Source organism: Rhizobium sp. BR 314 (assembly GCF_047445805.1).
GTDB lineage: Bacteria > Pseudomonadota > Alphaproteobacteria > Rhizobiales > Rhizobiaceae > Rhizobium > Rhizobium lusitanum_B.
This window is the reverse complement of record NZ_JARWLA010000014.1, coordinates 136,568-160,980: the sequence shown is the minus strand read 5'-3', so window position 1 is coordinate 160,980 and position 24,413 is coordinate 136,568. Positions and strand designations below refer to the sequence as shown.

Here is a 24,413-nt window from a genome sequence, read left to right as displayed (position 1 = left end):
CTGCTTGCACCAGCATCCGCCTCGGCGGCACCTTTGCCGGGTGGCGCTGGTTCGCTTGTCGAAACCTATCAAGACTGGATCGTCACCTGCCAGGCACAGAACAATACGACGCAATGCGTGATGCGGCAGGTGCAAAGCAACAAGGAGACCGGCCAGAACCTCCTGACGGTTGAATTCGCCAATGCTGCCGATGGCAAGCTGCAGGCTGCGCTGCTGATGCCTTTTGGCCTTGCGCTTGCCCAGGGGGTTTCCGTCCGAATAGACGATGCGCAAGCAACGAGCCCGGCGGCCTTCTCGACCTGCATCCCGCAGGGGTGCCTTGCATCCGTCGCTTTTGATTCCGGCCAGGCAGCGAAGCTCAAGTCCGGAACCAGTCTCAACGTAAGCGCAACCGCCTTGGCGCCACCCCAGCCGATCGCGCTCAAGGTTTCCTTAAAGGGCTTTTCCGCAGCACTTGCCCGTGTCGGCGAGCTGACCAAGTGAGAGGCCGCAAGTGCGGCCGACATCAGATAGACAGGCGTTCGAACACTTGCGCCATCATGGAGCGGACATCTGCAGGCGCAGGGAATTTCCCTTCCCTGCGTTAAATTCTTTTCGGGTGCTGTCGATTTTCCATCTCGTCATTCGTCTCAGCCGCGCTAGGAAATGAACGCGTCGCAGGAGACAGACATGAAATTTGCCTTGTTGATCTATGGAAATGAAAGGGAATGGGCGGAAGCGAGCGATAGCGACCGGGAAGCGGAATATGCCGCTCACTATCGCCTGACTGATGGTTTGAAGTCCAACAGTGCCTTGCTGATCGCTGAAGAGCTTCAGCCCACGATTGCTGCGACGACTGTGCGCATGGCCAAGGGAGGGCCCATCATCACCGACGGCCCCTTTGCCGAAACGACGGAGCACCTGGGCGGCATATATATTATTGAGGTACGCGACCTGGATGAGGCGATTGCATATGCCCGGGAATTGCCGGGGACTACCGAGATCCGGCCAATCGTCGACCGCGCCAGATCGTAAGCAGTTCGATTATTGATTTCTTGATACTACAAGAGGTGAGCGCAGCGATAACCACTGGGCTCACCCGCACCGATATTTGATACCTCCAAGCGGCCATAAGGTGCTCAATGCGCAAGTGCCCATGGCCTCTTCCCATCAATCAGATTCATGCGACGCCGATCCTTCCAGCCGAAACCGAATGCGGAAGGAGGAACAACTAGTGCGGAAGGCGCACAGAATTTAGTCCTATTTGGCAACTGGAAAACTGGCGCACGGTAGTAGATTTTAGATCTCACAAATGTCGAGGGGCGATGCGGCTAAGAGCGCCGGTGCGCTCGTCGGTGAAAATTGGCCGGTCAGGCGGTTCGACTCCGCGGCCGCAACCTCACCCCGCGACATCAGTCAGGCTCGCCGCAGCGAAAGGCCGGCTTTGAAACGACTGTTTGCGCCTGGACCACCCCAACCCCGTCAACCACACCGGCCGATCGGCTCCTCCATCGAAGCCTATTGTCTCACGGGGGCGGTTCTCCATCCGTCACGATCCCATATAGTTCTCACTTCGCAACTGCGACGTTGCTGTGCCCTTAACGCGGCATTCATCGGAGCCATACGCAAATCCATCCGAGCAATACTCCCTTCGGTTGACCCGCGGCTACGCTTTGCCGAATTGAAGTGGGAGATGGCCGCGCCTAGAAACCTCATATGAGGACGCTCGGCATCACATTCTCTCAGAACTTCGTCATGATCGCCTGCCTGCTGGCCTCGATGGCGCTTGCCTTGAATGCGCTGCATGTCCATTCAGGAAGGCATGTTCACGGGCTGTATCAGTCAAGCCTCTCCGCCGGGCCGTCAACCGCCCTGCATGAATGCGCCATGTCCGTCCGTGGCGCTCAAGGCGCAAAGCTGCGCCAGCTGATGTGCCTTCGCAAACCCTGTAGCGCCGCCTACTTCATCTCAGACGTGATCTGTCCAGCCGCCTTTCCCCAAATAGGTGGGGTCGTGCTGGCACACTATGCCTGGAATTGGCCAGGACTGAGCGCTCACGCTCCTTGGAGCTTTCATTATCCACCATAGAGCGCCGGTCCATACCGGCTCGCATTTTTTCCGCTCGGTGGGACCCATCGCCCGTTGTGCCAGGTGTCGAGTTCGCGCTTAGACAGATAAACATGCTCGTCGAGTGACGGGCCGACCACGAGGGTACCGGTTGGCAAGCTCGAATGGAGCCCGTTGATGATAGCGCAGTTCAGCCGTTTGGTTCATGGGACCGTCCCGCCCTAAAATTGGGTTCCTGTCGCCTGTCCTGTCAACTCAACGACCGGATGCGCATTTGAAGGAGTTTTCGATGTCGACCACCATGACTGATTTCAACTTCGTCTATCAGACACCCCTTCGCCTTTGTCGTGTGATCTGGGAGACTATTCCGGGTTCCGTGCGGCGGACGCCGATCATGTTCCGCGTGGGGCGCTACATCTACCGGACATTCATCAGAAATACCGTGCGATTTCAGTCCCATTACACGCATTTCATGCGCAATCCGCCGCTGCTTTCGGTGATCGGGGCGCTGGCTTCGCACTTTCCCGCAAACGGCGAGATGAAGATCGCATCGATCGGCTGCAGCACAGGCGCCGAGCTCTATTCCTTCCTCTACGCGATCAAGACGGCGAGACGTGATCTACACGTCACAGCAAAGGGTGCCGATATATCGGAGGCCGTCGTCGAGGTGGCAAGACGCGGCATCTATCATCCGGACGTTCCCGCTGCCGAAGGCGGTTTATACGCTGCCGGCAGGGCGGAGGTCGCAAGCGCAGATGTGCTGTCGCTTGTCGAGATCCTGGAACCACTTCCGGATGGCTCACTTAGGGTCAAGGACTGGCTGAGAGACGATGTAACCTGGTTGACGGCGGACGCCACTGACGAGAGATTGTCGAGCCGCCTCGGGCAGCAGGATCTTGTGCTGGCCAATAATTTCATGGGGCCGATGGAAGACGAACTTGCCGAACGATGCCTGGCCAATGTGATGAGGCTGGTTGCTCCGGGTGGATATCTGGTGGTCGACGGGGTCGACCTCGACCTCAAGACCAAGGTGCTGAAAGCCTCATGGTTCCGGCCCGTGCTGACGAACCAGGAGGAAATATGGGCCTCGGAGAGTGCAAGAGGTGGATGGCCATGGGTTCGCTGGGCCCGGGAGCCGCTCGACCGTAGCGAGGCTGACTGGGCCTATCGATACTCGGTGATCTATCAACATGGAGAGCGTTGAGCCCTCAGCCTGAACCTGGCCGCAGGCGCTGCCCGCCAAGGAGGCAGCGTCGGCGATCCGACAATTCGGTACATTGACGATGTCTTTATCGATCAAGGACAGCAATCCGCAGAAATCAGATCAATCGCGGCCGCGGGGCGCTGTGATAGGGCGGTTTCTGCCGACCATCCTATCTGGCGGACTATGGATCGTTACCGCCAAAATTGTGTCGCAATTGTCCCAGGTCGCGACCTTCTTCGTCGCGGCACGCATGTTGAGCCCCGCAGAGTTCGGGCTTTTCGCCTTCGCTTCGGCCATCGCCATATTGCTGCTGGTGGTGGCGGAAGGGGGATGGGCGGAGTTCATAATGAAAGCACGAGACGGTGATGACTGCTTCGATCAAGTCGCCACCATCTCGCTTTTCAGTGGCGGTTTGTTCACGGTTGTCGGCTTGCTGGTCGCTGCCATATTCTACGCCCTAACGGGCAATGGAACACAGGCTGCGCTTCTTGCCCTGTTCGGTTGCTGGATGCTGCCGGCAGCGCTGACGGCAGCTTTTGATGGGAAGCTCGTCGCTTCGGGCTTTTTGCGTCAGCGTGCGATCGTCAGAATAGCCGGGGAATTATCGGGCCTGATGACCGCGATAATGCTGCTCAGCCTGCATGGGCAGGCATCAGCGCTGGCGGCTGCCAAAGTCGTCGGTCAACTCGTTCTTTTGGTCGGATCGGCGCATGTGGCGATGCGGCTGCCCCGTCTGCATCTGACGAGGCCTGTATTCGGCGAAGTCATGGCGTTTTCGCGTCAGATTGTCGGCAATCGCCTGGTGGTTTTTCTCGGCTCCTATTCGGGTACCCTTGTTGTCGGAAGCTTTCTCGGAATTGCGGATGCCGGCTTCTACCGAGCGGCGGAGCGTGTCGTTGCCGTCGTGTCCGAACTGTTGGCGGAGCCGGTACGGTCGTTAAGCTGGGTTGTTTTCCGGCGCGCGCATCTTCAGGGCGCGGAGGCAGCCGGCTCTGCCGGAGTTCGTTTCGTTCTTGCTCTTCTTGCCATTGCCGCGCCCATGTATCTCGGGCTGGCACAGATATCCGAGCCGGTCGTGCGGCTGATGCTTGGCGAGGCCTGGATGCCCGCGGCCTCCATCATTCCCTTTCTTTGCTTGCGGCAGCTGTTGCTTTCGCCGGGCTACATCAATGAGGCGTCGCTGTCGGTCGTTGGACGGATCGGCTACCGGCTTCCTGTAACCCTCTTGAATGTTGCCGTGTCTCTTGCTGTGGTTATCGTGGTGGCGCGCCTTGGGCTGCGAGAACTGGCAATCGCGCAATGCTATACCGCGGTTCTGGCGCTTGCGACTTGTATCGGATTACAGGCGAGGATAGCGGGGGTGGATTGGCTGGCGATTTCTAAGGGTTTCGTCCTCATCATCCTCCCGTCGAGCCTTATCATGGTCGTGACTGTCGTGCTCGTCCGACAGGAATTTTCCGGCAGCCTCGCCTGGAAAACGCTTGGCGCCCTTCAAATTGTCGCGGGAGCGCTCGCCTATACCGCCATCTTGGCATTGTTGTTCGCATTGAACAGACGTCGGCGCTGGATCCTGCTGACATAGAGGGCGTCATCGAAACGATCAGGCTGTGTCTTACGCCTGGATAATTCGGCCGAGCTTCGCCGGCGGTTAGTGATCGTCGTCCGGAGAAAGGTAAGGCAACACTTTCGTCAACTATATTGCCTGCGATGCGTTTTCATATAAACAATAGAGATCTGATTTTTCTTCTGTTTGTCGCTTCACCCATAGGAGCGGTGACGAAATATTTTAGCTGAGATTCTTATTTGCGATGGTCGTTCCTTACTCAAGCTTCGATACCAGAATTTTGCCCCCAAAAATCGCGCGCGAGCTATGGCGCGATCTGATCAGCGTCTTGTTCGATGCCCAGCCGACTGGCGCCTCGAATGACGACTTTTTCGTTGGACTGGATGCTTGGCTCGTTGACGGCGTTGGTTTTGCGTCGATGCAAGCCTCTCCACATCGCTTCAATCGGTCGCGCAACAAGATCGCTCGTGACGGGATGGACGGTTATCTGCTGCAGTTCTACACGGATGGTGAAAGCCAGGACTGGAACGGGCGCTATTCGGCTCGCAAAGGTGATCTCTATGTCCTGGACATGGCGCGGCCGATATCAACGGCCACCAACCCGCATTCTCATATCGATATCGTTGTTCCGCGGAGGTTGCTGGCACCGCTTCTCAAGCAGCCGGATGACAGTCATGAGCTGGTGCTGGATGCCAATCTCCCGCTCGTCAACCTGTTGAGGAGCACGGCCTCCTGCTACCTACAGAATCTCTCTCGATTTTCCGTAGGGGAGGCCCAGGCCTCGCTTGCGCCCCTGCTGGGTCTTGCAGCGGCGGCGATCAACGGCAGCATTACCGAAGACAATAGCAGCGCGGTCGACACCGCGCTTCTCGCCCGCATCCGGCAATATATCGACCTGCGGATATTCGACCCCTCCCTTTCCCTGGAGGGGGCTCTCGGAGCATTCGGTGTTTCCAGGCGCACGCTCTATCGGTTGTTCGAGCCATTTGGCGGCTTTCAATCCTATGTCCGCAAGCGCCGTTTGGATCTTGCGCGTCGGGCCTTGCAGACTGGGCACATGCAGTCGCTGTCAATCTCGGAAATTGCGGAGATGCACGGTTTCTCGAGCCCCGAACTTTTCGCACGCAGCTTTCGAAAGCAGTTTGGTCTCACTCCGAGAGAAATGCGATTCCACGCTGACGGTGGGATTCGCGATATGGAGAACACCGGCCAGCATGAGCTGTGGTCCCGTTGGGTCATCGACATAGGTCGGTGATGCCGACCCCTCCGTGCCGCTGCCTTTGCGGAAATAGTGGCACGTACAGACCGGTTTTCGGCACAGGCGGTCAGATACTCATTCCCTCATCCATTCGGCTTTGCGGAGAATGTCGGAGAATTGCTAGCAACAGCCGGTAGATCTGGTCGGTGGCACCTTGTGGCTCGGCGCGGCGGCGCTTTGCGGCCAACCGCCAAGATTGGTGAGTGGTGCGGGTGTGCCACAGTGGGATTGGGGCGGAGCCGACCGGTCTGAGGCGGTTCTGAATGCAGGGGTACGTCTAAATTGCTGTCGGCATTGAAATTTCTTCGCGAAGGAGCGGCTTGTTGCGCCAGGTTCGTTCTTCTTGTTGTCCTCTTGCTGCTGACCATGGTCGCGACCGCAAGTGCCGGCTGCGATGTCACGACCGGATCCAATTCGAGTGCGACGGTGACTTTCCCTGACTGGGGATCAACAAATCGCGCGATCGGCCTTTGCGTAACTCAAGACGCTGTTCGTTGGGGCCTCTATAACGGTCAGAATGTGGACACATTAGCCTCCGCGCCAATGACCGGCCAGGACGTTGCAACCCCATTCGTTGTTTCGACAGCAAATGCTACCTATACGATTACTCCGTTGGTTAGCGAAGATGGGATAAACTACCCGGAATATGATATAAGACTGGGCTCGGTAAAATCGCCAGGTCAGGACACGATTACGCTGTGGTATGCGAGCGCCTGCTCCGTCGCTATGGGTGGGTGTGGAGGGTCTTCGCGAACCGACCGGACCTTCACGCTTCAGATAAATTTGCTTGGTCCGACGATTACAGGAATCTCGCCTTCGGCGGGCCCGACCGCGGGTGGTACGTCGGTCACACTGACTGGGACGAACCTCGCCGGTGCGACGGCGGTGAAGTTCGGCGCGACGGCGGCGACAGGCTTCACGAGCAATTCAGACACGCAGATCACGGCAACCGCGCCTCCTGGGACCGGAACTGTAGATGTGCAGGTGACGGCTGGGGGCGGTACCAGTGCGACGTCGAGTGCGGATCTCTTTACATATGTCGCGCCTCCAACGGTGACCTCGATCAGTGCGGCGTCCGGTCCGGCGGCAGGCGGAACGACAGTCATACTGACCGGGACGAACCTCGCCGGCGCGACGGCAGTAAAATTCGGTGCAACGGCAGCGACAGGCTTTACGGTGAATTCGGCAACACAGATCACCGCAACCGCGCCAGCAGGGACCGGAACGGTTGACATCAGCGTAACGACGGCAGGTGGTACCAGCGCGACGTCTGTCGCCGATCAGTTCACCTATATCTCCTCGCCGATAGTGACGTCGATCAGTCCTGCGGCTGGCCCAACTGCAGGCGGCACGATGGTCGTGTTGACCGGGACGAGCTTCAGCGGAGCATCGGCTGTAATGTTTGGGGCGACGCCGGCAACCGCCTTCACGGTGAATTCGGCAACACAGATCACCGCGACCGCGCCTGCCGGATCGGGAATAGTCGATATCCGGGTTACCACGGCGGGCGGCACGAGTATCACATCCGCAGCAGACCAGTTCGCCTATATTACCGCCCCGGCGGTGACGTCGATCAGTCCCGTGGCAGGTCCATTGGCAGGGGGTACGTCGATCGTATTGACCGGGACGAGCTTCAGTGGAGCATCGGCTGTGACGTTCGGAACGACGTCGGCAACCGCCTTCACGGTGAACTCGTCGACGCAGATCACCGCAACCGTGCCTGCCGGATCGGGAACGGTCGACATCCAGGTTACCACAGCGGGCGGTAAGAGTGCTCCGTCTGCAGCAGACCAATTTACCTATCTGGCCGCGCCGACTGTCACGTCGATCAGCCCAGCGGCCGGCCCAACGGCCGGTGGTACGGCGATTGTGCTGGCCGGCTCGAATTTCACCGGCGCGACCGCTATAATGTTTGGAGCGACTGCGGCAACCAGTTTCACGGTGAACTCGGCTACGCAAATCACCGCGACTGCGCCAGCGGGCACCGGGACGGTGGATGTTCGCGTGACGACCGCGGGTGGCACGAGCACGACGTCTGCTGCGGATCAGTTCACCTACATTGCTGCTCCGACGGTGTCGGCGATCTCGCCGGCTGCGGGTGTGGAGGCGGGCGGGACGAGCGTTACACTGACCGGAACCGGCTTCAGCAATGCCACGGCCGTGACCTTCGGCGCGACGTCTGCGGCCAGTTTCACGGTCAATTCGGCAACACAGATCACGGCGACGACACCGGCGGGCACGGGGAGGGTCAACGTTCGCGTGACCACCGGTGGCGGCACGGGGACATTGACGGGTGGCTATACCTTCCTCAATCCGCCGGTCGCAGGGAATCTTTCTGTAACCGTCGATCCAAACTCGACGAGCAATCCCATCCCGCTTGCGCTGTCCGGAGGGGCGGCCGCTTCGGTCGCGATCTCCACAGCGGCAACCCATGGGACCACGACGGTCTCCGGGGCGACGATCACCTATACGCCAACCGCAGGCTATGCCGGCACCGACAGCTTTGCCTATACCGCGACCAACGCCACCGGCACCTCGGCGCCGGCAACCGTCAGCGTCCGGATCTCGGCGCCAACAATCACGATTGCGCCTGCGTCACTGCCGCATGCGGCGATCGCTACGTCCTATACCACCACGGTCAACGCCTCCGGCGGCACCAACCCCTACAGCTATTCGATCACGGCAGGCTCGTTGCCGCCGGGCCTGACCCTGTCGTCGTCCACTGGCGAGATATCAGGCACGCCGACCGGTGGCGGGACGTATAACTTCACGCTCACGGCCACCGATGCCACCACAGGCACCGGAGCGCCGTTTACCGGATCCACCGCCTATGCGCTGACGGTCGATGCGCCGACGATGGCGATAACACCGGCTTCAACTCCAAACCCAACCGCGGGAACCGCCTTCAGCGAGACCTTCACCGCATCCGGTGGTACTACTCCCTACACCTATTCCCTGTCGGCAGGTGCGTTTCCCCCCGGCCTGACGCTTGCAGCCAACGGTAAGCTCTCCGGCACGCCAACTTTCCCTGGTACGTTCAGCTTCATCGTGAGGGCGACAGATAGCTCTAGCGGCACAGGCGCGCCGTATCATGTTGACACAACTGTCCATACTGTCACCGTCAACGGCCCGACGCTTGTTCTGAACCCATCGTCAGGCGCACTTCCTGGCGGTACCATTGCAGTCGCCTACAACGAGACTGTAACGGCATCGGCTGGTATCGCGCCCTATAGCTATGCTGTCACAACAGGTGCGCTTCCAGCCGGCCTCGGCCTTGACGCGTCCACCGGTGCGATATCCGGCACACCGACGGCCGGCGGGACCTTTAACTTCACCATCACCGCAAGAGATAATACCCCCGGGCAGGGTGCACCCTTCACGGTGTCTAACTCGTACAACATAACGATTGCCGGCCCGACGATTGCGCTTACGCCGGCGACGCCGACGCTTCCGGCGGCAACCGTTGCCACGGCCTATAGCGAGACGATCACCGCCTCGGGTGGCACGGCACCTTACACCTATACGGTATCGGGTACGCTTCCGACCGGCCTGGCGCTCAACGGAACGACCGGTGCTGTCTCGGGCACGCCGACCGCTTCGGGTTCGTTCACCTTCACCATCAAGGCGACCGATAGTTCGACCGGTACCGGCGCACCCTTTACCGCCTCACATACCTATACGCTCTCGACCAATATCCCGGCGCCGATTGCCGGTGCTGTCGCAGCAACGGTTGCGGCCAATTCCTCGGCCAATCCGATCACCCTGACGCTGTCGGGCGGTATGGCCGCATCGGTTGCAATTGCCGGTCCGGCAGGCCATGGCATCGCCAGTGCCTCAGGCACCGCCGTCACCTATACGCCAACCCCGGGCTATTCGGGTGCGGACAGCTTCACCTATACGGCCACCAACAGCACAGGCACCTCGGCCCCGGCGACGGTGAGCATCACCGTCGCCGCCCCGACGCTGGTCTTCTCGCCGGCTGCCGGCGCCTTGCCGGCCGGCCAGATGAATACAGCCTATAGTCAGACGGTCACGGCCTCGAGTGGCACTGCTCCCTATGACTATGCCGTAACCGGCACGTTGCCGGCCGGGCTGACGCTCAACCATGCGACGGGAGCAATCACCGGCACGCCGACTGCGGCCGGCAGCTACAGCTTCTCGATCAGCGCCACCGATGCCAATCATGCGGTGACGGCGGCGGCCTATACGCTTGCCATCTCGCCACCGCCGACCAGCTTCGTGTTCACGCCGCCGGGCGGAGCGCTGACGCAGGCCATGGCAGGCGAGGCCTATAGCCAGCAGGTCTCGGCAACCGGCGGTACGGCGACCAAGATCTACAGCCTTGCCTCCGGCAGCCTGCCGAACGGCATGGTGCTCAATATCTCGACAGGCCAGCTCAACGGGCCGCTCGCAGCCGGAACGGAAGGCGATTACAGCTTCGCCATCCAGGTGCGAGACGGCAATGGCGCCACCGGATCGGCCGCCTATACGCTGAAGGTGGTCACCCGTGCCGTCACCGTGCCCGACCAGGTGGTCGATGTGCCGGCCGGCTCGACGCCACCCGATATCTACCTCAACCGCGGTGCGACCGGTGGTCCGTTCACCGCGGCGGGTCTGACCTTCGTCGAGCCTGCCAATGCCGGCACGGCGACGATCATCCAGGGTCAGCTGGCCCAGGCGGGACCCGTCACGACACCGGTCGGCTGGTATCTGCAATATACGCCGAACCCGGCCTATTCCGGCCAGGTCCGCGTCGGCTACAGGCTGACCAGCGCGCTTGGCACCTCCAATACCGGCACGGTCACCTATCATATCCGTTATGATGCCGGGAAGGTTGCCGAGGATATCGACGGTCTCGTGCGCGGCTTCGTGCAGTCGCGCCAGAACATGATCGCCAACACGATCGAGGTTCCCGGCCTGCTGCAGCGCCGGCAGATGGAGAAGGCGACGGATCCGGTGACGGCACGCATGACGCCGTCGCAGGAGGGGATGACGCTCAGCTTTGCCACCAGCCTGTCGCAGATGCGGGCGGCAGGCGGCGATGCGGATGCGGCGTCTGCGCCGTTCAACGTCTGGATCGGCGGCGCCTTCCTTGCCCATGACGACAGGAACCGCAAGGACAGCACCAGCAAGTGGGGCAGCTTCGCCATGATCAACATGGGCGTGGACTATCTGCTCTCGGACAAGGCGCTGGTCGGTGTGTCGTTCCACTATGACCGGATGACGGATCCGACGGATCAGGATGCGGAACTGTCGGGCAATGGCTGGCTTGCCGGCCCCTATGCGTCGCTTGAGCTTGGCAAGGGCGTGTTCTGGAACGGCAGCCTGCGCTATGGCGGCTCGAACAACACGATCAATACGCAGTTCTGGGACGGCAGCTTCAAGACGACGCGCTGGATGGCGGATACGTCGATCGAGGGGCAGTGGAACCTCGACGAGGACACGACGCTGTCGCCGAAGCTCAGAATGATCTACTTCTCGGAAACGGTGAGCAACTACACGGTGAAGAACGGCGCCGGCGATGCGATCACCATTGACGGCTTCGACGAGGAGCAGTTCCGTGTCAGCCTGGGCGCCGAGATCGCCCGGTCGTTCCAGCTGGAGGGTGGTGCGAAGGTGACGCCGAAGCTTGGGGTGACCGGCGGCTTCTCCGGGCTCGACGGCTCCGGCGCCTTTGCGGCCGTCACCGTCGGCATGAGCCTGCAGACGCAGAACTTCTGGATGCTCGATGCCTCCTTCCTCCTCAACATCGAGGGCGATGGACAGAAATCCGTCGGCGCCAAACTCGCCGCCGGAAAGAAGTTCTGACGTCAAAATGCTGCGACCGGTGTCGATCACCGGTCGGAGGGAATGTGTGATGGTCGGGCGCGGGGTGACCGTGGCCCGATCATCCGCGATACTGCCGCGCCCAGGGTGCATTTGACTCAATAATGCTCGCGACGGCCGAAGCTTTTGCGGCCAGATCCGTGTCGGTGTCATCTGCGAGCGCCAAAGCCTCCATTTTTTCATGGAGGTTTCGTGATGTGTAAAATTGAAAAGCGATCGCGTTGTCTGGATGCTCCCAGAATACTGTCAGCCGAATCCCCTCGTGCCCCGGAGCCGGCCAACTGCACCAGTCAATCCACAGGCATTGCGCCAGCTTTGCGTCGGGGAGGGCCACTATCTGATCGAATAGATCTCGGAGATCCCAGCCTGCAAGTCTGAACATGCAGACGACATCGTCCAGAAACTCCTTGTGTAGGTCGATTTTCCAGCTCAGGTACAAATGTTGAAAGCGGTCGAGGACGCTCCATTCTTCCATCGACCAGTTTTCACGATTGCCGGTCGCAAAACGGTTCAAGCTGAGCTCTATTCCGACATTGCTGACATTCTCGCCGAGGGCCATAAGTTCAAGGATGCGAGGAAGGAGATATGCCTATGTCTCCTTGGCAATTCCCTTGGGATCGTAGGCTGCCGAATACCAATCGCGAAGGTAATGGAGTGGAAGCTCCCTGATTGGCGGGTTGAAAAAATCGACTTCTATTTCGGCATCCATGCAGCAGCGCTGACAAACCTCAATGCTTTTCGGCTTGTCATAGGCGAATACCCGATATGCCTCTTCGATAATCTCGGTGAACGGGTGGTCGAGCTGACTGGTGGTGGGCCGGGGTTCTGGGTCGTTGCGGTTCATATGCCTTGGTAACATGAAGGCAATCGCAAGGGAATTTGAAGCGTGCCGTACAAAGCCCCATAGCGGCTTGTGAGCAACGGCATGCTCTCCTCTGCCGGATAGGGCGCTTTTCCACAACCCGTGCATTGCCTAGCTTGGGACGTGGGTCGTCAAATGCTAGAGGGGGTCCAGTCCACTGTGGATCGCTGACTCGCCTGCTTTTTGCTGAGCCGAGGGAACATTCCGGGATGGCCCTGTTGCAAGGCGAAATGACGAAGAGACTGGTTGCGCAGCACATTGGGTTTGGGTCGATCATTGCGGTCTGGCTGCTGTTGCCGGAGCGCACATGGTCGATCAAGAAAGGGAGCAACGCAATGCCGATTTTTGCACAAGCAGCACTCTTGCTGGTTCTCTTGTTGGCCTTACCAGCTGCAGCGACGGCGCAAAATACTGCGACGTTCGAGGCTCCGAATGGTTCCTATAAGTTCGAGTATCCGCAAGATTTCGCGCTGGACCAGCTGTTTGCCGATGGAGGCGGTGATGTCACCGGAGTGACGGCGTCTTCGCCGGCAAATGGAGATGTCATCATTACTTTTCTTGGACCTCGCGACCCCGGCGAGACCAAGGAGGTCAGCGAGAAGACGCATCAGCCAATCGTGGACGAGTTCACCAACGCGATTGCTCGGCTGCCGTCAATCAAGCTGCAGTCGTCATCGATGACCACGATGCTCGGGCAGCCGGCCATCGATATGATCTTTTTGAACAAGAGGTTCGTCTATCAAGGCAAGGGTAATCCTGCCGTCAATCGCTATGTTTTCACCATCCTCAATGGCAAGGCATATAATTTCGAGTGCATCTATCGCGAAGACAAGACAGAGCAGTTTGCCCCTGCCTGTGACCTTGCCGTCTCGACAGTGCGGTTACAGGATGCAGCAGCGGCTGCAAGCTCTACCGTTTCGGTCGACGACGGTGATGATGGCGATTGACGAACGCGCCGGCCAAAACCCTTCGGAGCGGGGTTGCAAGGATGTTGACGCCATCGTCGAGACCCTGAAATAGGCCTCATATCGATCCGGCCGTTCGTCAGCGTCCGCGATTTCGAGCCAAGGTTACAGCCTGGCTCGCCCATCCGATTTCCGTCGGGCGATTGGAGAAGCTGTGGAACCGTATCGAGGCGTCTCCGCGCGGCATGTCGTGCGGTCGCAATTCGAGTTTAGGAGATCGCGGGCAACGGTTCCTCCATCCGAAGAACAACCGCTCCCCCGGTCATTCCTGCGCCGGCGGCGGCGAAGAGCAATTGATCATTTGCGGCAAAGGGACGCTCGCGATTGGCCAATGACATCGAGAGCGGAATGGTCGCCGCCGACGAATTGCCGTACTCGCCGATCGTGCATACCGACCTTTCGAGCGGAATTGCCAGTTCGTCGCAAACCGCATCGATAATCCTGACATTGGCCTGATGGGGTATGAAGCGATCGACGCGGTCAGATGAGATTCCGGCATGCCTCAACGCCTGGGCAGCGGATCGGGTCATGATGCCGATGGCTGTCTTGAAGACCGCGCGTCCGTCCTGCATCGTCATATGTGACGCATCCTGTTCCAAGCCGGGATGGAAGGGGCAAACACTGCCACCGGCCGGAATGGAAATCAGCCCATAGGCTGAACCGTCCGACACGAGATCAACGCCGACAATACCCGATTGCCGATCCCGTGATGGAACGAGAACAACGGCACCGGCAGCATCAGCAAAGACCACGGAGCTTGCCCGCTCCTGCGGATTGATACGCCGGCTGAGTATATTGGCGGCGACGACGAGAACAGGCCTGCCTTGGGCTTTTACGAAGCCGTCTGCAAGCGCCAGCGCATACAGAAAGCCAGAACAGGCGCCAGCGAGGTCGATTGCTCCGGAAGCCTGAAGGCCGAGCTTATGAGCGAGTAGCGGCGCAGAGGGCGGCAGGAGGTGATCGGGTGTGGACGTCGCCAACAGAGTCAATGCAACAGTTGCGCGGTCGATAGAGGCATGATCGAGCGCCATGGATCCGGCATGGGCTGCCATTTCCGTCAGGCTCTCACCGGGGGCTGCCCAATGGCGCGTGCGTATGCCAGTTCGGTGCTCGATCCAGCCTTCCTCAAGCCCCAGACGCGCTTCAATTTCTGCATTGTCGACGCGGCGTTTCGGAACGTAGTGACCAAGCCCGGCTATTCTGCTCGACAAAGCACTCACGACATGAGCTCGATAAAATCGGCGGCCTCATCGATGGCCTCATAGGCGCGTCGCAGATCCTGTTCCGTCACACAATATGGTGGCATGAGATAAATGACATTGCCTAAAGGACGTATGAGGAGATCCTTGTCGCGAAAAAAGGTCCGCAGCTTTGGGCCGACCTCGGAAAGATAGCCCTTCGCTGCGATGGCGAGATCGAGCGCAGCGATCGTGCCGTGCTGCCGGACATTATCGAAGCGTGGGTCGGTCCGGAATTTTGCCAGCCACTCACGATGCATGCCTTCCACCTGTCTTATTCTGGATATGACAGGTTCTTCTCGCCACACTTTGAGATTTGCCACCGCGGCCGCACAGGCGATCGGATTGGCGGTGTAGGAGCTGGAATGAAAGAACATCCGGCTACGATTGTCGGACAAATGTGCGTCGAATATTTCCGACGTACAGAGCGTCACGGCAAGCGGTAACGCGCCGCCCGTTATTCCCTTTGAAAGGCAAAGGATATCAGGCGAAATGCCAGCCTGTTCGCAAGCAAGCAAAGTGCCGGTGCGTCCCCAACCTGTCATGACCTCGTCTGCAATCAGCAAGGTTTGATGCTTTGTCGTTATCCGCCGAAACTCCTTCAGGAGATGAGATGGGTACATTTTCATCCCGCCCGCCCCAAGCACGAGGGGTTCGACAATGAAGGCTGCGACATCCCCGCAACGGCAGTGTGCCTCAAGTTCGTCAAGTGTCCGCTGCTCCAGGCCGGGTGCCGGGAAAGAAATGTGCGCGACGTCGAACAGCAAAGGCTCGTAGGCTGCATTGAACACTCCACGCGCGCCAATCGACATCGTTCCGATCGTATCGCCGTGGTAGCTATGTTCCATCACGACAATGCGGGAACGCGGGGAGCCCCGATTGTGGTGCATCCCGAGCGCCATTTTGAGGGCCACCTCAACCGAAGTCGATCCGCTGTCGGAAAAGAACACATGCGCCAGTTCCGCGGGCGCAAGATCCAGCAGACCGCGTGCCAATTCCTCGGCAGCATGATGGCTGTATTCGGCAAAAATGACCTGATCCAGTTGTTCGACCGCATCGTGTATCGCCTTCGTGATGCGGGGATGGCGGTGGCCATGGGTGATGACCCACCATGATGAAATGGCATCGAGGATCGAACGACCATCCTCGTCGAGTAGATAGGCTCCTTGCGTTTGAACGATTTTCTTGAAGGCTGGTTCAAGCTGATGCTGGGTGAAAGGGTGCCAAATCTGCGATCGTGCGCCATGATTAATGGTCATGCGAGGGCCTCTAGAAAGTCTGAAATGTCGAACTGTGCGGTGAATGCGCGCCGCAAGGTCTCCGGGGTCAACGGGTCAAGATGCCGCAGGCAGCCGAGATTGGTGGCGCCACTCATGTGCTCGATGATGCTTTCTGTCTCGGGTTCGCGATCGCCAATGAATGCGACGCCGAGAATGGGGATTTTTCGTTGGCGCAGCGCTTCGATTGAAAGCAAGGTGTGGTTGATCGTACCAAGCTTGGTTCGTGCACATAAAATGGTCGGATAGCGCCAGCGTGCAAATACGTCGGCAAAGGTTTGATTTCGTGTCAAAGGGACAAGCAGCCCGCCGGCCCCCTCAATGATGAGCGGCAACCGGCTTGCCGGAGGCATCAGCAGATCGGGCACGATGGAAACCTCATCGAGCTGGGCCGCTAGGTGCGGCGAGGCAGGCACGCGCAACCGCCATGCCTCGGCCAGAATACGATGTTGCGGAACCTCGCCGAGTATCGCAACCGTTTCGCTGTCGGTTTGGCCGTCCAGCCCGGATTGGATCGGTTTCCAATAGGCCGCGCCGAGCGCACCCGTCAGCCCGGCAGAAAAGACCGTCTTGCCGATATCCGTATCTGTTCCGGTCACGACGATGCAGTTTTTCATGATGTTTCCCTCGCCATCATTGCCGCGAGCCGTTGAACCATGTCGGCAATGGTTGCCTTGTCGACATTGAGCGTGATGGTGATGCGCAGTCGCGCCGTTCCTGCAGGAACGGTGGGTGGTCGAATAGCGCGTATGTCGAAGCCTTGCCGACGCATACCTTCCGCAAGGCGCATGGTGCGCCCATTCTCCCCGATGATGACGGGGAGGATTTGCGTCCCGCTGCCGTGCCCACCAAGATGCTCAGAAAATTGCCTATTGGCGAAAGCGACGAGGTCACTCAGTGCCTGCTGGCGTTCTGGCTCGTCCGCAAGGATGACCAGTGCTTCGCGGACGCTTGCCGCCTGCAAGGGAGATGGCGCCGTCGCGTAGATGAAGGGTCGCGCTCGATTGATAAGGAATTCGCAGATGGTGCGGTTTGCGCCGATCAATGCGCCGGCGACCCCGAGCGCCTTGCCGCAGGTGTGAAGGACAATGACATTGTCCCGCCTTTCAAGGTCGGCAGCGCAGCCGCGCCCGCCGTTCCCATGAACGCCGGTTCCATGCGCCTCATCGACATAAAGAAAGCCTTCGTTGCGATCCGCAATTTCGATCAGATCGGAAAGCGACGCGCGATCACCATCCATCGAATAGATACTCTCGACGACAATCCAAGGTGTGCCAACGCCTCCCTTCTTGCGCCAGTGCGCAATAGCGCCTTCGACGGCGTTCGCATCATTATGCGCCACCGATACGGCTTCGGCCCGCCCGGCCCTGATCCCATCATGGGCGCTTGCATGGATCAGGGCGTCGTGCACAACAAGATCACCGCGTTGCGGCAGCGTCGAAAGAGCCGCAAGGTTGGCGGCGTAACCACTGCCGAAATAGAGCATTCGCTCGCAGCCGAAGAAGGCGGCGGCCTCCTCTTCAAGCGCTGTGTGCTCGGCATGATTGCCCCGCAACAGGCGCGATCCACCGGCACCCACCGGCACGCCGCGATCAAGGGCGTTGATCACGGCGGCGCGCATGCGCGGCGACGAGGCAAGGCCAAGATAGTCGTTTGACGTGAAGTCTGATCCCGCGTCACGGATGAGGTCGCGTTGACGTCCCTTTTGAGCGAGGTGCTCGAGCTTGACGTCATAGCGGCGTAGCAGATCGAGGCTCATTGATGCGCCTCGAGTGTCATCGGCGTCAGCCGAAGGCGGCTCAGAAGGCTCCTGTCGCGATCATCGCCGGGATTGGCGGTTGTCAGGAGGGTGTCGCCGATGAATATCGAATTGGCGCCGGCGAAGAAACACAGCGCCTGCATTTCGTCGCTCATATCAGCGCGTCCGGCTGTCAGGCGGACATGAGATTGCGGCATCATTAGCCTGGCAAGGGCTACGATCCGGACGAATCCAATGGAATCTACGGCCTTGGCCTCGGCCAATCTTGAGCCGGGTATGGGGATCAGCATGTTGATCGGCACGCTCTCCGGCGGGGTCGGCAGATTAGCCAGCGTCACAAGCATGTCGATCCGGTCATCCTCCTCTTCACCAAGACCAAGGATGCCGCCGCTGCAAACCTTCATGCCGGCTTCGCGGACGTGAGCCAGCGTCTCCAGCCGGTCATCGAAGGTTCTCGTCGTCGTGACTTCCGGATAGAAGCGCTCGGACGTATCGATATTGTGGTTGTAGTAATCAAGCCCCGCCTTCGCGAAGGTGCAAGCCTGGTCCGCAGACAGCATTCCGAGCGTCATGCATGTCTCAAGGCCGAGCGCCTTGACCTCTTTTATCATGGAGACGATCGCTGCCTCATCGCGCGGCTTCGGGCTGCGCCACGCCGCTCCCATGCAATAGCGGGTCGCGCCCTGCTCTTTTGCTTTTTGGGCTTCCGCGACAACATCGATCGTTCCCATGAGCTTCGACGCCTTCACATTGGAGGTGTGATGGGCGGACTGGCTGCAATAGCCGCAATCCTCGGGACAGCCTCCCGTCTTGATGTTGAGCAATTTGCTCAGCTGAACGCGATTGGGATCGAAGTTTTCGCGATGGATGGTGTGCGCCCTGAATAGGAGATCATTGAACGGCAAGTCATAAAGCTCGCGTGCTGCATCGAGCGTCCAACGCCCTGGTTCGCCTTGCGGTGCGGGAGCTGCTTCGTTTCTCGTCATGGCCATTCTCCTGAGGCGACAAACGGCAAACTGTCGCGACTTAAATAATAGATAATCTATAATACTATTGCCATTTCCGACGATATAACCTCAAATGGGCGGGATCAAATGCAAATATTATAGATAATCTATGGAGATGGCATGGCGGAGACGGTTGCGGAACGTATTGCACGCGTCGTTGGAGAAAAAATCGTGACGGGGGAGTTAGGGCCGGGAACGGCGCTGCGGCAGGACAAGATTGCCGAGGAATTCGAGGCAAGCCACGTGCCGGCACGCGAAGCGCTGCAGCTCTTGCGTGCCCGTGGCCTTGCGATCAGCGAGCCGCGCCGAGGCATGCGGGTCGCGCCGTTGGATACCCAATCGGTTCAGGAGATTGTTGAAATTCGCGCAGCCCTGGAAACGCTTGCGCTGCGGCTGGCAGCTCCTCGCATGAATGCCGCGAGCTATGTGAAGATCGAAGACGCGCTGACCGCGGGGGATCAGGCGAAGAGCATAGCGGAGTGGGAGCAGGCGAACCGGGCCTTTCACAAGGCACTTGCTGCCCCTTGCAAGAGGCCGAGACTGCTAACGATGCTCGACGATCTCCAACTGGCCAACTCGCGGATCATCTTCTGTGCAACCCGAACGGCAGGATGGCAGCCGGGATCGAGCCAAGCACATCGGAAAATATTGAATGCGATGAGGCAGCGGGACGTCAACAGAGCGGTCGCCTTGCTGGACGCTCATATTCGAGGGCTGGAACAGACAGCCACCGACGAGCGTATTCCATCAACAGAACTTGCTGTTCGACATTCCGGAACATAGCAGCTTTCCGTGGTCGCTTCCGGCAAAGGCAAGATCGATCCGGGCCGAACTCGTCGCCGCAACAAGCACCAACGGACAGCGATGTGTTCAAGAAGCGCGTCTTCAGCAAAGGCGCTATTGAGATCGCGGTTCGCCTATACCATGATCGTCACGATCCGGACGCCAGCGCCGGCCTTCCGTTGATTCTCGGAGCACGCGATGCCTGAAGAGATTGAAGTCGATACCGACAAATTGCGAGAAGCGATCGATGAGGAGATCGAGAAGAAGTCTGCCTCGCTCCTGCGATTGATCGCCTTGACGACGGCGTTCTTTGCCGCCCTTGCGGCGCTCGGTTCGCTTTTGGCGGGCGGAACCATCAACGAAGCGCTGGCCCTCAAAACCGAGGCCACGCAGAAGCAGGCTCAAGCATCCGACCAATGGGCCTACTACCAGGCAAAGGGCATCAAGGTCACGATCCTCCAGGTGCAGAAGGAGCTGCTGACCGCGGGCGGCAAACCCGTTCCTGCTGATTCAGACAAGGCACTGCAGCGCTATGCGGACGAGCAGAAGGCCGCGGCAACCGAGGCGCAGAACCTCGAAAAGCTAAGAGATCAGAAGGATGACGAAGCCAATGAGCTTATTCATCATCACCATTACTATGCCTATGCCGTCGCCATGCTTCAGATCTCGATCGCGCTTGGAGCGGTGGCGGCCCTGACGCGCAAGCCCTTTGTCTGGTGGGGCTCGTCTGCCCTGGGTCTTCTTGGCGCCGCGCTTTGTTTGTGGACATGGGCAGCGGGATGAGCGCGGGTCGGTCACCGAGATGCTCACGGGTCCATGCTAAGGCGTGCACGCGGCCGCGGTGGGCAGCCGGCTGTCAATTGGAGCTGGTCTCGACAGGCGGGGTCAGCCATTTAACGGCACCAGGCGAAAGCGGGCGGGGCTTTCGCGTTGCTGCATCTACCTGGACGATGACGGTTTCGGCCGTTGCCATGCAACGGCCGTCCTGAAACACCGCCTGCGCCAGAGTGAGCGAACTCCGGCCGACGGAAGCCACACGAGTGCCAATGATCACCTCGCCTGGCCAGAGGATTTCGGCTCGAAAATCAAGCATTAGCCGGGCGAGGACAAACGCGCAGTCGGGCTCGGCCAGTCGAGGGGTGGCATTATAGAGAACTTCCACGCGCCCGGTCTCAAGGAAGGTCGCAAAGACGGCGTTGTTGACGTGACCTTGTCGGTCCGTATCTCCGTAGCGGATCTTATCCACGGCGCGCCATGGGAAATGTTCTATTCTGATGTCGCTGGTCATGGTCTTACCCCGTCAACGGCGGCATGCCGAGCCGAGCGGGCAAGCCCTCCGAAGGCGTCGAGAAGGCGATCCCGCCAGTGGAAAATCGGATCGTCCGCTTCCAGCAGCTCGACCGGGCTCGTACAGCGCGCCCACATGAACATGCCGAACACGCAATAATCGGCATAGGCCGATGTCGCGCCGGATAGATAGGGGGCCTTTCTCAGAGCATCGCGCAACGGCGACAAAGCGCTCTGCAAAGCAGAGAGATGGGCGGGACGATCCGCAACGACGGCTTCGAGGTTCTGGCCGAAGCGCTTCTCGCGCGATGCACGGAAATAGGCCTGATCGACAGGGGCCAAACAATCATGAATGTCGAGCAGAATGATACGGGCAATCAGCGGCAACAGCGTCCTGTCGGCCCAGGCATTGATAAAGGCGGCAAGTGGTATCGCCGCTTCTCCTCCAAACAGGGGAGGGGCGTCTGGATATTGCGCATCCAGATATTGGCTGATCCGCCAAGAATCGCTGACGATTTCTGTGCCGTCGACCAGCACCGGCACATAGCCCTGACCGGAGAAGGCGATGGCTTCCCTTTCGGTGAAGCGCCAAGGACGGGTTTCCGCTGTAAGCCCCTTATGCGCAAGCGCCATGCGGACCTTCCAGCAGTGTGGGCTGAAAAGCAGTTCCGGATCCGCTCCGGCGAGTTCGTAGAGTACCATGCCCAAGCTCATCTCATTGGCCCTTAAAGTTCTTCGCAGCCTGACCGAAGAGACAGAACCTGCCGCCTTCGGTGTGGTGTATGCTGTTGAAATTCAAAGTGAAATAGCAGCTGACCTGAAGGTTTGCGCAAGCAGGCGCGATCTTATGGCCGTTCGCACCCGTCCCATTGCGAAGGTCGATCATCTCTGCTCCTTGGCAGCATATTAAAGCTGCTTGGCAAAACGATCATCGGCTTTGCTTGAGCTGTCAAGAATGAAGCGAGATCAATGCTGCAAAAACGAAGCTCAATAGGGGTGTGAGCTCAATCTTCAGGCAACGGCGGGCAAAGTTGCAAGAGAGCGCAGTCCTTTAAATGCGGCCGGCCATCGAGTGCCAGGCGTCGACCCGGCAATTCCTTGCCGGCTCTTGATGCGTGAGCATGTCCGTCTTACGTGGGGTTGCGGATATGCTCCATTCTCAAGCTTTCACGCAAAGTCGGACAGGAGCCGCTGTGCTTCTTTAGGACTTGCGCTCGGCGCTATTTCGCGCCTTGCGCCGCATCGGTTGGTGACATGCGCGACACCAGCCTATCTCGACGTGAATGGTATCCCACAACTCATGGAGGATCTCACCTGCCATAGCTGCCTGGCTTTCACGCACGGTGGCCGTTGCCCGAATGAGACCGCGAGGCATAGTGGTGGAAGCATCGCGATGCAGGGAATATGGCTGTCTACAGAAAACTCCCGGTTTAGCCGGGGCGAGCGATGTTGTGAGACGAGCCGGACTGTGAAACGTCCGCCACCGCGCAGCAGATCGTTGTGCGATAGCAGCGCCGCATCCATGCACGTTTCGTCGTTTGCGAGGTCACCTCTTTGGCAAGGCTGCACGCCCTCCGACGTGCGTTACTTCGGTTGCCGCTCGAACAGTACTCGGCTGCCCTGTACCCTTTATGAGCTTGGCAGGATCAGCCCAGGCGCAGGGATTGCACAGCGGCCTCGAGAATTTCAACGGCGTCGCTTCGCCGCTTGTTTTGCAGGCGCTGCTTTCCGATCGCTTTCAGTGCCTCTCCGCCGAATGATTCCATGATCTCGGGCAAATGCCGTATGCCGCCGCGGGCTCCCCAGCTGCCATCCCTGATCTCCGTCGGGAATACCCAGACGCGCGGGGCGATCTCGTCGCTCGATGTGCCTTCGGCGCGGGCGACTGCCGCGGTTACCTCCTTGACCAGACTGGCTCTGGCCTCGCCGGTATATTGCCCTTCGGGGACAGTCGGCACTATGCGATAGATCGGGGCAGGTGCGGGTTTGCCGGCCCGATAGACGACGGCCGGCCTGTGCACGAATATCCAGCTTACATCTCGCACTCGCTCATTGCTTGGATCGAGCCCCTCATGCGCTATCAGTATGTCGGTGAGCTCGCGCATCAACGATGCTTCGCTATCAGCGCTAAGCGCATCTTCCGGGATGAACACATCGATCATTGGCATTGCAGTCGTCTCCTTGGATCGTTTCGATGGCCCATATTGCTCTTTCATTGTCGTGGCAGAAGTGGCAGTATCGCCAATCTTAGCGGCAAATCGGACAGGCTCGATGATCATTCGGATTTGGGTTTATGACGGCATCCTGGCCTCGGGTGTCTCGGCGCCTGTCGACGTCTTCATGGCCGCCAATCACTTCGCTGCCAAGCAACAGGCCCGTTCAGCCGCACGGGACGTCCAGCTTACATGGCGGGTGGAATCGCTGGACGGTTTGCCGATACGCGCCGCTTCCGGTCAACTGATTGAGGTTGATGGCAGGATCGATGCCCGAAAGCCGGCAGATGCTGTCATCGTGACAGCTCCTTTCGTCGGTGAACTGGACAGTTTCATCATGCACCGCGATCGGTTGGCCGCACTTTCCAGTGCCCTGCGGCACCTGCATGAGAAAGGTAGCTATATCGCCTCCTATTGCACCGGTGCCTATCTGCTTGCCGAAGCCGGCCTGCTCGACGGTCGGGTGGCGACCACGCATTGGTCGCGCGCGGACGATTTCGCGCGGCGCTATCCCCGTGTCATGCTTCGCGCCCAGGAGTTCCTGACCGAGCAGGATCGCATCATCTGCGGCGGAGCGGTTACCTCGTTCCTGGTGCTTGCGATGCGCCTCGTCGAATTGTTCTTAGGGTCACAGCTTGCGACAATCACCGCAAAGGCAATGCTGATCGATACGAACCGAATCTCGCAAATGTCCTATGCCAACCTTGTGCTGGAGCATGACCATGGCGACCGCCTCGTCGCGCAGGCGCAACAGCAAATGGAGGCCGCGCTTGCCAAGGAATTTCGCCTGTCGGAACTTGCCGCCCGCCTCGCCGTCAGCGAGCGCACGCTCCACAGGCGCTTTCTGCAGGCCGTTGGGCAGCCGCCACTCAGCTATCTGCAGACCTTGCGCATCGAGGTCGCCAAACGTCTGCTCGAGACTAGTGACATCAATTTCGAAACCGTAAGCCAGAATGTCGGCTATACGGATTTCGGGACCTTCCGCGATCTGTTTAAGCGTAAGACGGGCCTGTCGCCCAGGGATTATCGACGCCAATTCACCAAGGTGCCGGTACGGCCCGGCGCCCATCAGGACGCGGGCAGGCTGGGCTGACATTTGGCAAGACGCTCGATGGCCGGCCCGC

The 24,413-nt window shown here is 59.4% G+C and carries 22 protein-coding genes; 12 read left to right on the top strand and 10 right to left on the bottom strand.

Annotated features, from left to right (window positions below; genetic code table 11):
- The 7 genes from QD461_RS19030 (at position 1) to QD461_RS19000 (ending at position 11,880) form a co-directional block, all read left to right on the top strand.
- Positions 1-483, top strand: a complete 483-nt coding sequence (locus tag QD461_RS19030) for an invasion associated locus B family protein (RefSeq protein ID WP_414089161.1) — start codon at positions 1-3, stop codon at positions 481-483.
- 186 nt (positions 484-669) lie between these two features.
- Positions 670-1,014, top strand: coding sequence for a YciI family protein (locus QD461_RS19025; RefSeq protein ID WP_414089157.1), 345 nt, complete (start codon positions 670-672; stop codon positions 1,012-1,014).
- Positions 1,015-1,695: 681 nt separating this feature from the next.
- Positions 1,696-2,067, top strand: coding sequence for a hypothetical protein (locus tag QD461_RS19020; protein ID WP_414089156.1), 372 nt, complete (start codon positions 1,696-1,698; stop codon positions 2,065-2,067).
- Between the two features lie 268 nt (positions 2,068-2,335).
- Complete coding sequence (locus QD461_RS19015) at positions 2,336-3,250, top strand: CheR family methyltransferase (protein WP_414089155.1); 915 nt, start codon at positions 2,336-2,338, stop codon at positions 3,248-3,250.
- Between the two features lie 79 nt (positions 3,251-3,329).
- Entirely contained in the window at positions 3,330-4,832 is a 1,503-nt protein-coding gene (locus QD461_RS19010) for an oligosaccharide flippase family protein (protein ID WP_414089154.1), read from the top strand.
- 262 nt (positions 4,833-5,094) lie between these two features.
- On the top strand, positions 5,095-6,069 hold the full coding sequence (locus tag QD461_RS19005) for an AraC family transcriptional regulator (RefSeq protein ID WP_414089153.1): 975 nt from the start codon (positions 5,095-5,097) through the stop codon (positions 6,067-6,069).
- Between the two features lie 786 nt (positions 6,070-6,855).
- Entirely contained in the window at positions 6,856-11,880 is a 5,025-nt protein-coding gene (locus QD461_RS19000) for an IPT/TIG domain-containing protein (protein WP_414089152.1), read from the top strand.
- Between the two features lie 79 nt (positions 11,881-11,959).
- Here QD461_RS19000 and QD461_RS18995 read toward each other — a convergent pair whose 3' ends face one another.
- A complete protein-coding gene (locus QD461_RS18995; RefSeq protein WP_414089151.1) occupies positions 11,960-12,412 on the bottom strand; it encodes a hypothetical protein in 453 nt (150 codons plus the stop codon).
- Positions 12,413-12,487: 75 nt separating this feature from the next.
- A complete protein-coding gene (locus QD461_RS18990) occupies positions 12,488-12,742 on the bottom strand; it encodes a hypothetical protein (protein ID WP_414089150.1) in 255 nt (84 codons plus the stop codon).
- A gap of 248 nt (positions 12,743-12,990) precedes the next feature.
- On the opposite strand from QD461_RS18990, the gene QD461_RS18985 reads away from it, so the two are divergent.
- Positions 12,991-13,707: a hypothetical protein gene (locus QD461_RS18985; protein ID WP_414089149.1), complete on the top strand. Its 717-nt coding sequence runs from the start codon at positions 12,991-12,993 to the stop codon at positions 13,705-13,707.
- Between the two features lie 227 nt (positions 13,708-13,934).
- Here the strand turns inward: QD461_RS18985 and QD461_RS18980 are convergent, their stop codons facing one another.
- Genes QD461_RS18980 through bioB form a run of 5 tightly spaced genes read right to left on the bottom strand, consistent with a single transcriptional unit; the run spans position 13,935 to position 18,985 of the window.
- Positions 13,935-14,945: a beta-ketoacyl-ACP synthase III gene (locus QD461_RS18980; RefSeq protein WP_414089148.1), complete on the bottom strand. Its 1,011-nt coding sequence runs from the start codon at positions 14,943-14,945 to the stop codon at positions 13,935-13,937.
- Positions 14,942-16,222 (bottom strand): adenosylmethionine--8-amino-7-oxononanoate transaminase, encoded by a 1,281-nt coding sequence (locus QD461_RS18975; RefSeq protein ID WP_414089147.1) that lies wholly within the window; start codon positions 16,220-16,222, stop codon positions 14,942-14,944. Before QD461_RS18975 ends, QD461_RS18980 begins: the two co-directional genes overlap by 4 nt.
- Positions 16,219-16,857: a dethiobiotin synthase gene (gene bioD, locus QD461_RS18970; protein ID WP_414089146.1), complete on the bottom strand. Its 639-nt coding sequence runs from the start codon at positions 16,855-16,857 to the stop codon at positions 16,219-16,221. Before bioD ends, QD461_RS18975 begins: the two co-directional genes overlap by 4 nt.
- Complete coding sequence (locus tag QD461_RS18965) at positions 16,854-17,999, bottom strand: 8-amino-7-oxononanoate synthase (RefSeq protein WP_414089145.1); 1,146 nt, start codon at positions 17,997-17,999, stop codon at positions 16,854-16,856. The genes bioD and QD461_RS18965 overlap by 4 nt, the downstream gene beginning before the upstream one ends.
- On the bottom strand, positions 17,996-18,985 hold the full coding sequence (bioB, locus tag QD461_RS18960; protein ID WP_414089144.1) for a biotin synthase BioB: 990 nt from the start codon (positions 18,983-18,985) through the stop codon (positions 17,996-17,998). The genes QD461_RS18965 and bioB overlap by 4 nt, the downstream gene beginning before the upstream one ends.
- A gap of 141 nt (positions 18,986-19,126) precedes the next feature.
- On the opposite strand from bioB, the gene QD461_RS18955 reads away from it, so the two are divergent.
- Positions 19,127-19,789: a GntR family transcriptional regulator gene (locus QD461_RS18955; protein WP_414089143.1), complete on the top strand. Its 663-nt coding sequence runs from the start codon at positions 19,127-19,129 to the stop codon at positions 19,787-19,789.
- Between the two features lie 198 nt (positions 19,790-19,987).
- Entirely contained in the window at positions 19,988-20,572 is a 585-nt protein-coding gene (locus QD461_RS18950) for a DUF4337 family protein (RefSeq protein ID WP_184705657.1), read from the top strand.
- Between the two features lie 73 nt (positions 20,573-20,645).
- Here QD461_RS18950 and QD461_RS18945 read toward each other — a convergent pair whose 3' ends face one another.
- Together QD461_RS18945 and QD461_RS18940 are read right to left on the bottom strand one after the other, a co-directional pair.
- Positions 20,646-21,077 (bottom strand): acyl-CoA thioesterase, encoded by a 432-nt coding sequence (locus QD461_RS18945; RefSeq protein ID WP_414089142.1) that lies wholly within the window; start codon positions 21,075-21,077, stop codon positions 20,646-20,648.
- Positions 21,074-21,778: a glutathione S-transferase family protein gene (locus QD461_RS18940; RefSeq protein WP_414089141.1), complete on the bottom strand. Its 705-nt coding sequence runs from the start codon at positions 21,776-21,778 to the stop codon at positions 21,074-21,076. Before QD461_RS18940 ends, QD461_RS18945 begins: the two co-directional genes overlap by 4 nt.
- Here QD461_RS18940 and QD461_RS18935 point away from each other — a divergent pair.
- Positions 21,777-21,986, top strand: a complete 210-nt coding sequence (locus QD461_RS18935) for a hypothetical protein (RefSeq protein ID WP_414089140.1) — start codon at positions 21,777-21,779, stop codon at positions 21,984-21,986. The two genes, QD461_RS18940 and QD461_RS18935, sit on opposite strands and share 2 nt — an antisense overlap.
- A gap of 736 nt (positions 21,987-22,722) precedes the next feature.
- Here the strand turns inward: QD461_RS18935 and QD461_RS18930 are convergent.
- Positions 22,723-23,244 carry a tautomerase family protein gene (locus QD461_RS18930; RefSeq protein ID WP_414089139.1) on the bottom strand — a complete coding sequence of 174 codons (522 nt, stop codon included), beginning with the start codon at positions 23,242-23,244 and terminating at the stop codon, positions 22,723-22,725.
- Positions 23,245-23,347: 103 nt separating this feature from the next.
- Here QD461_RS18930 and QD461_RS18925 point away from each other — a divergent pair, with 103 nt between their 5' ends.
- The gene (locus QD461_RS18925) at positions 23,348-24,382 is read left to right on the top strand and encodes a GlxA family transcriptional regulator (RefSeq protein ID WP_414089138.1); all 1,035 of its coding nucleotides are present in this window, start codon (positions 23,348-23,350) and stop codon (positions 24,380-24,382) included.
- Positions 24,383-24,413: the final 31 nt, after the last annotated feature.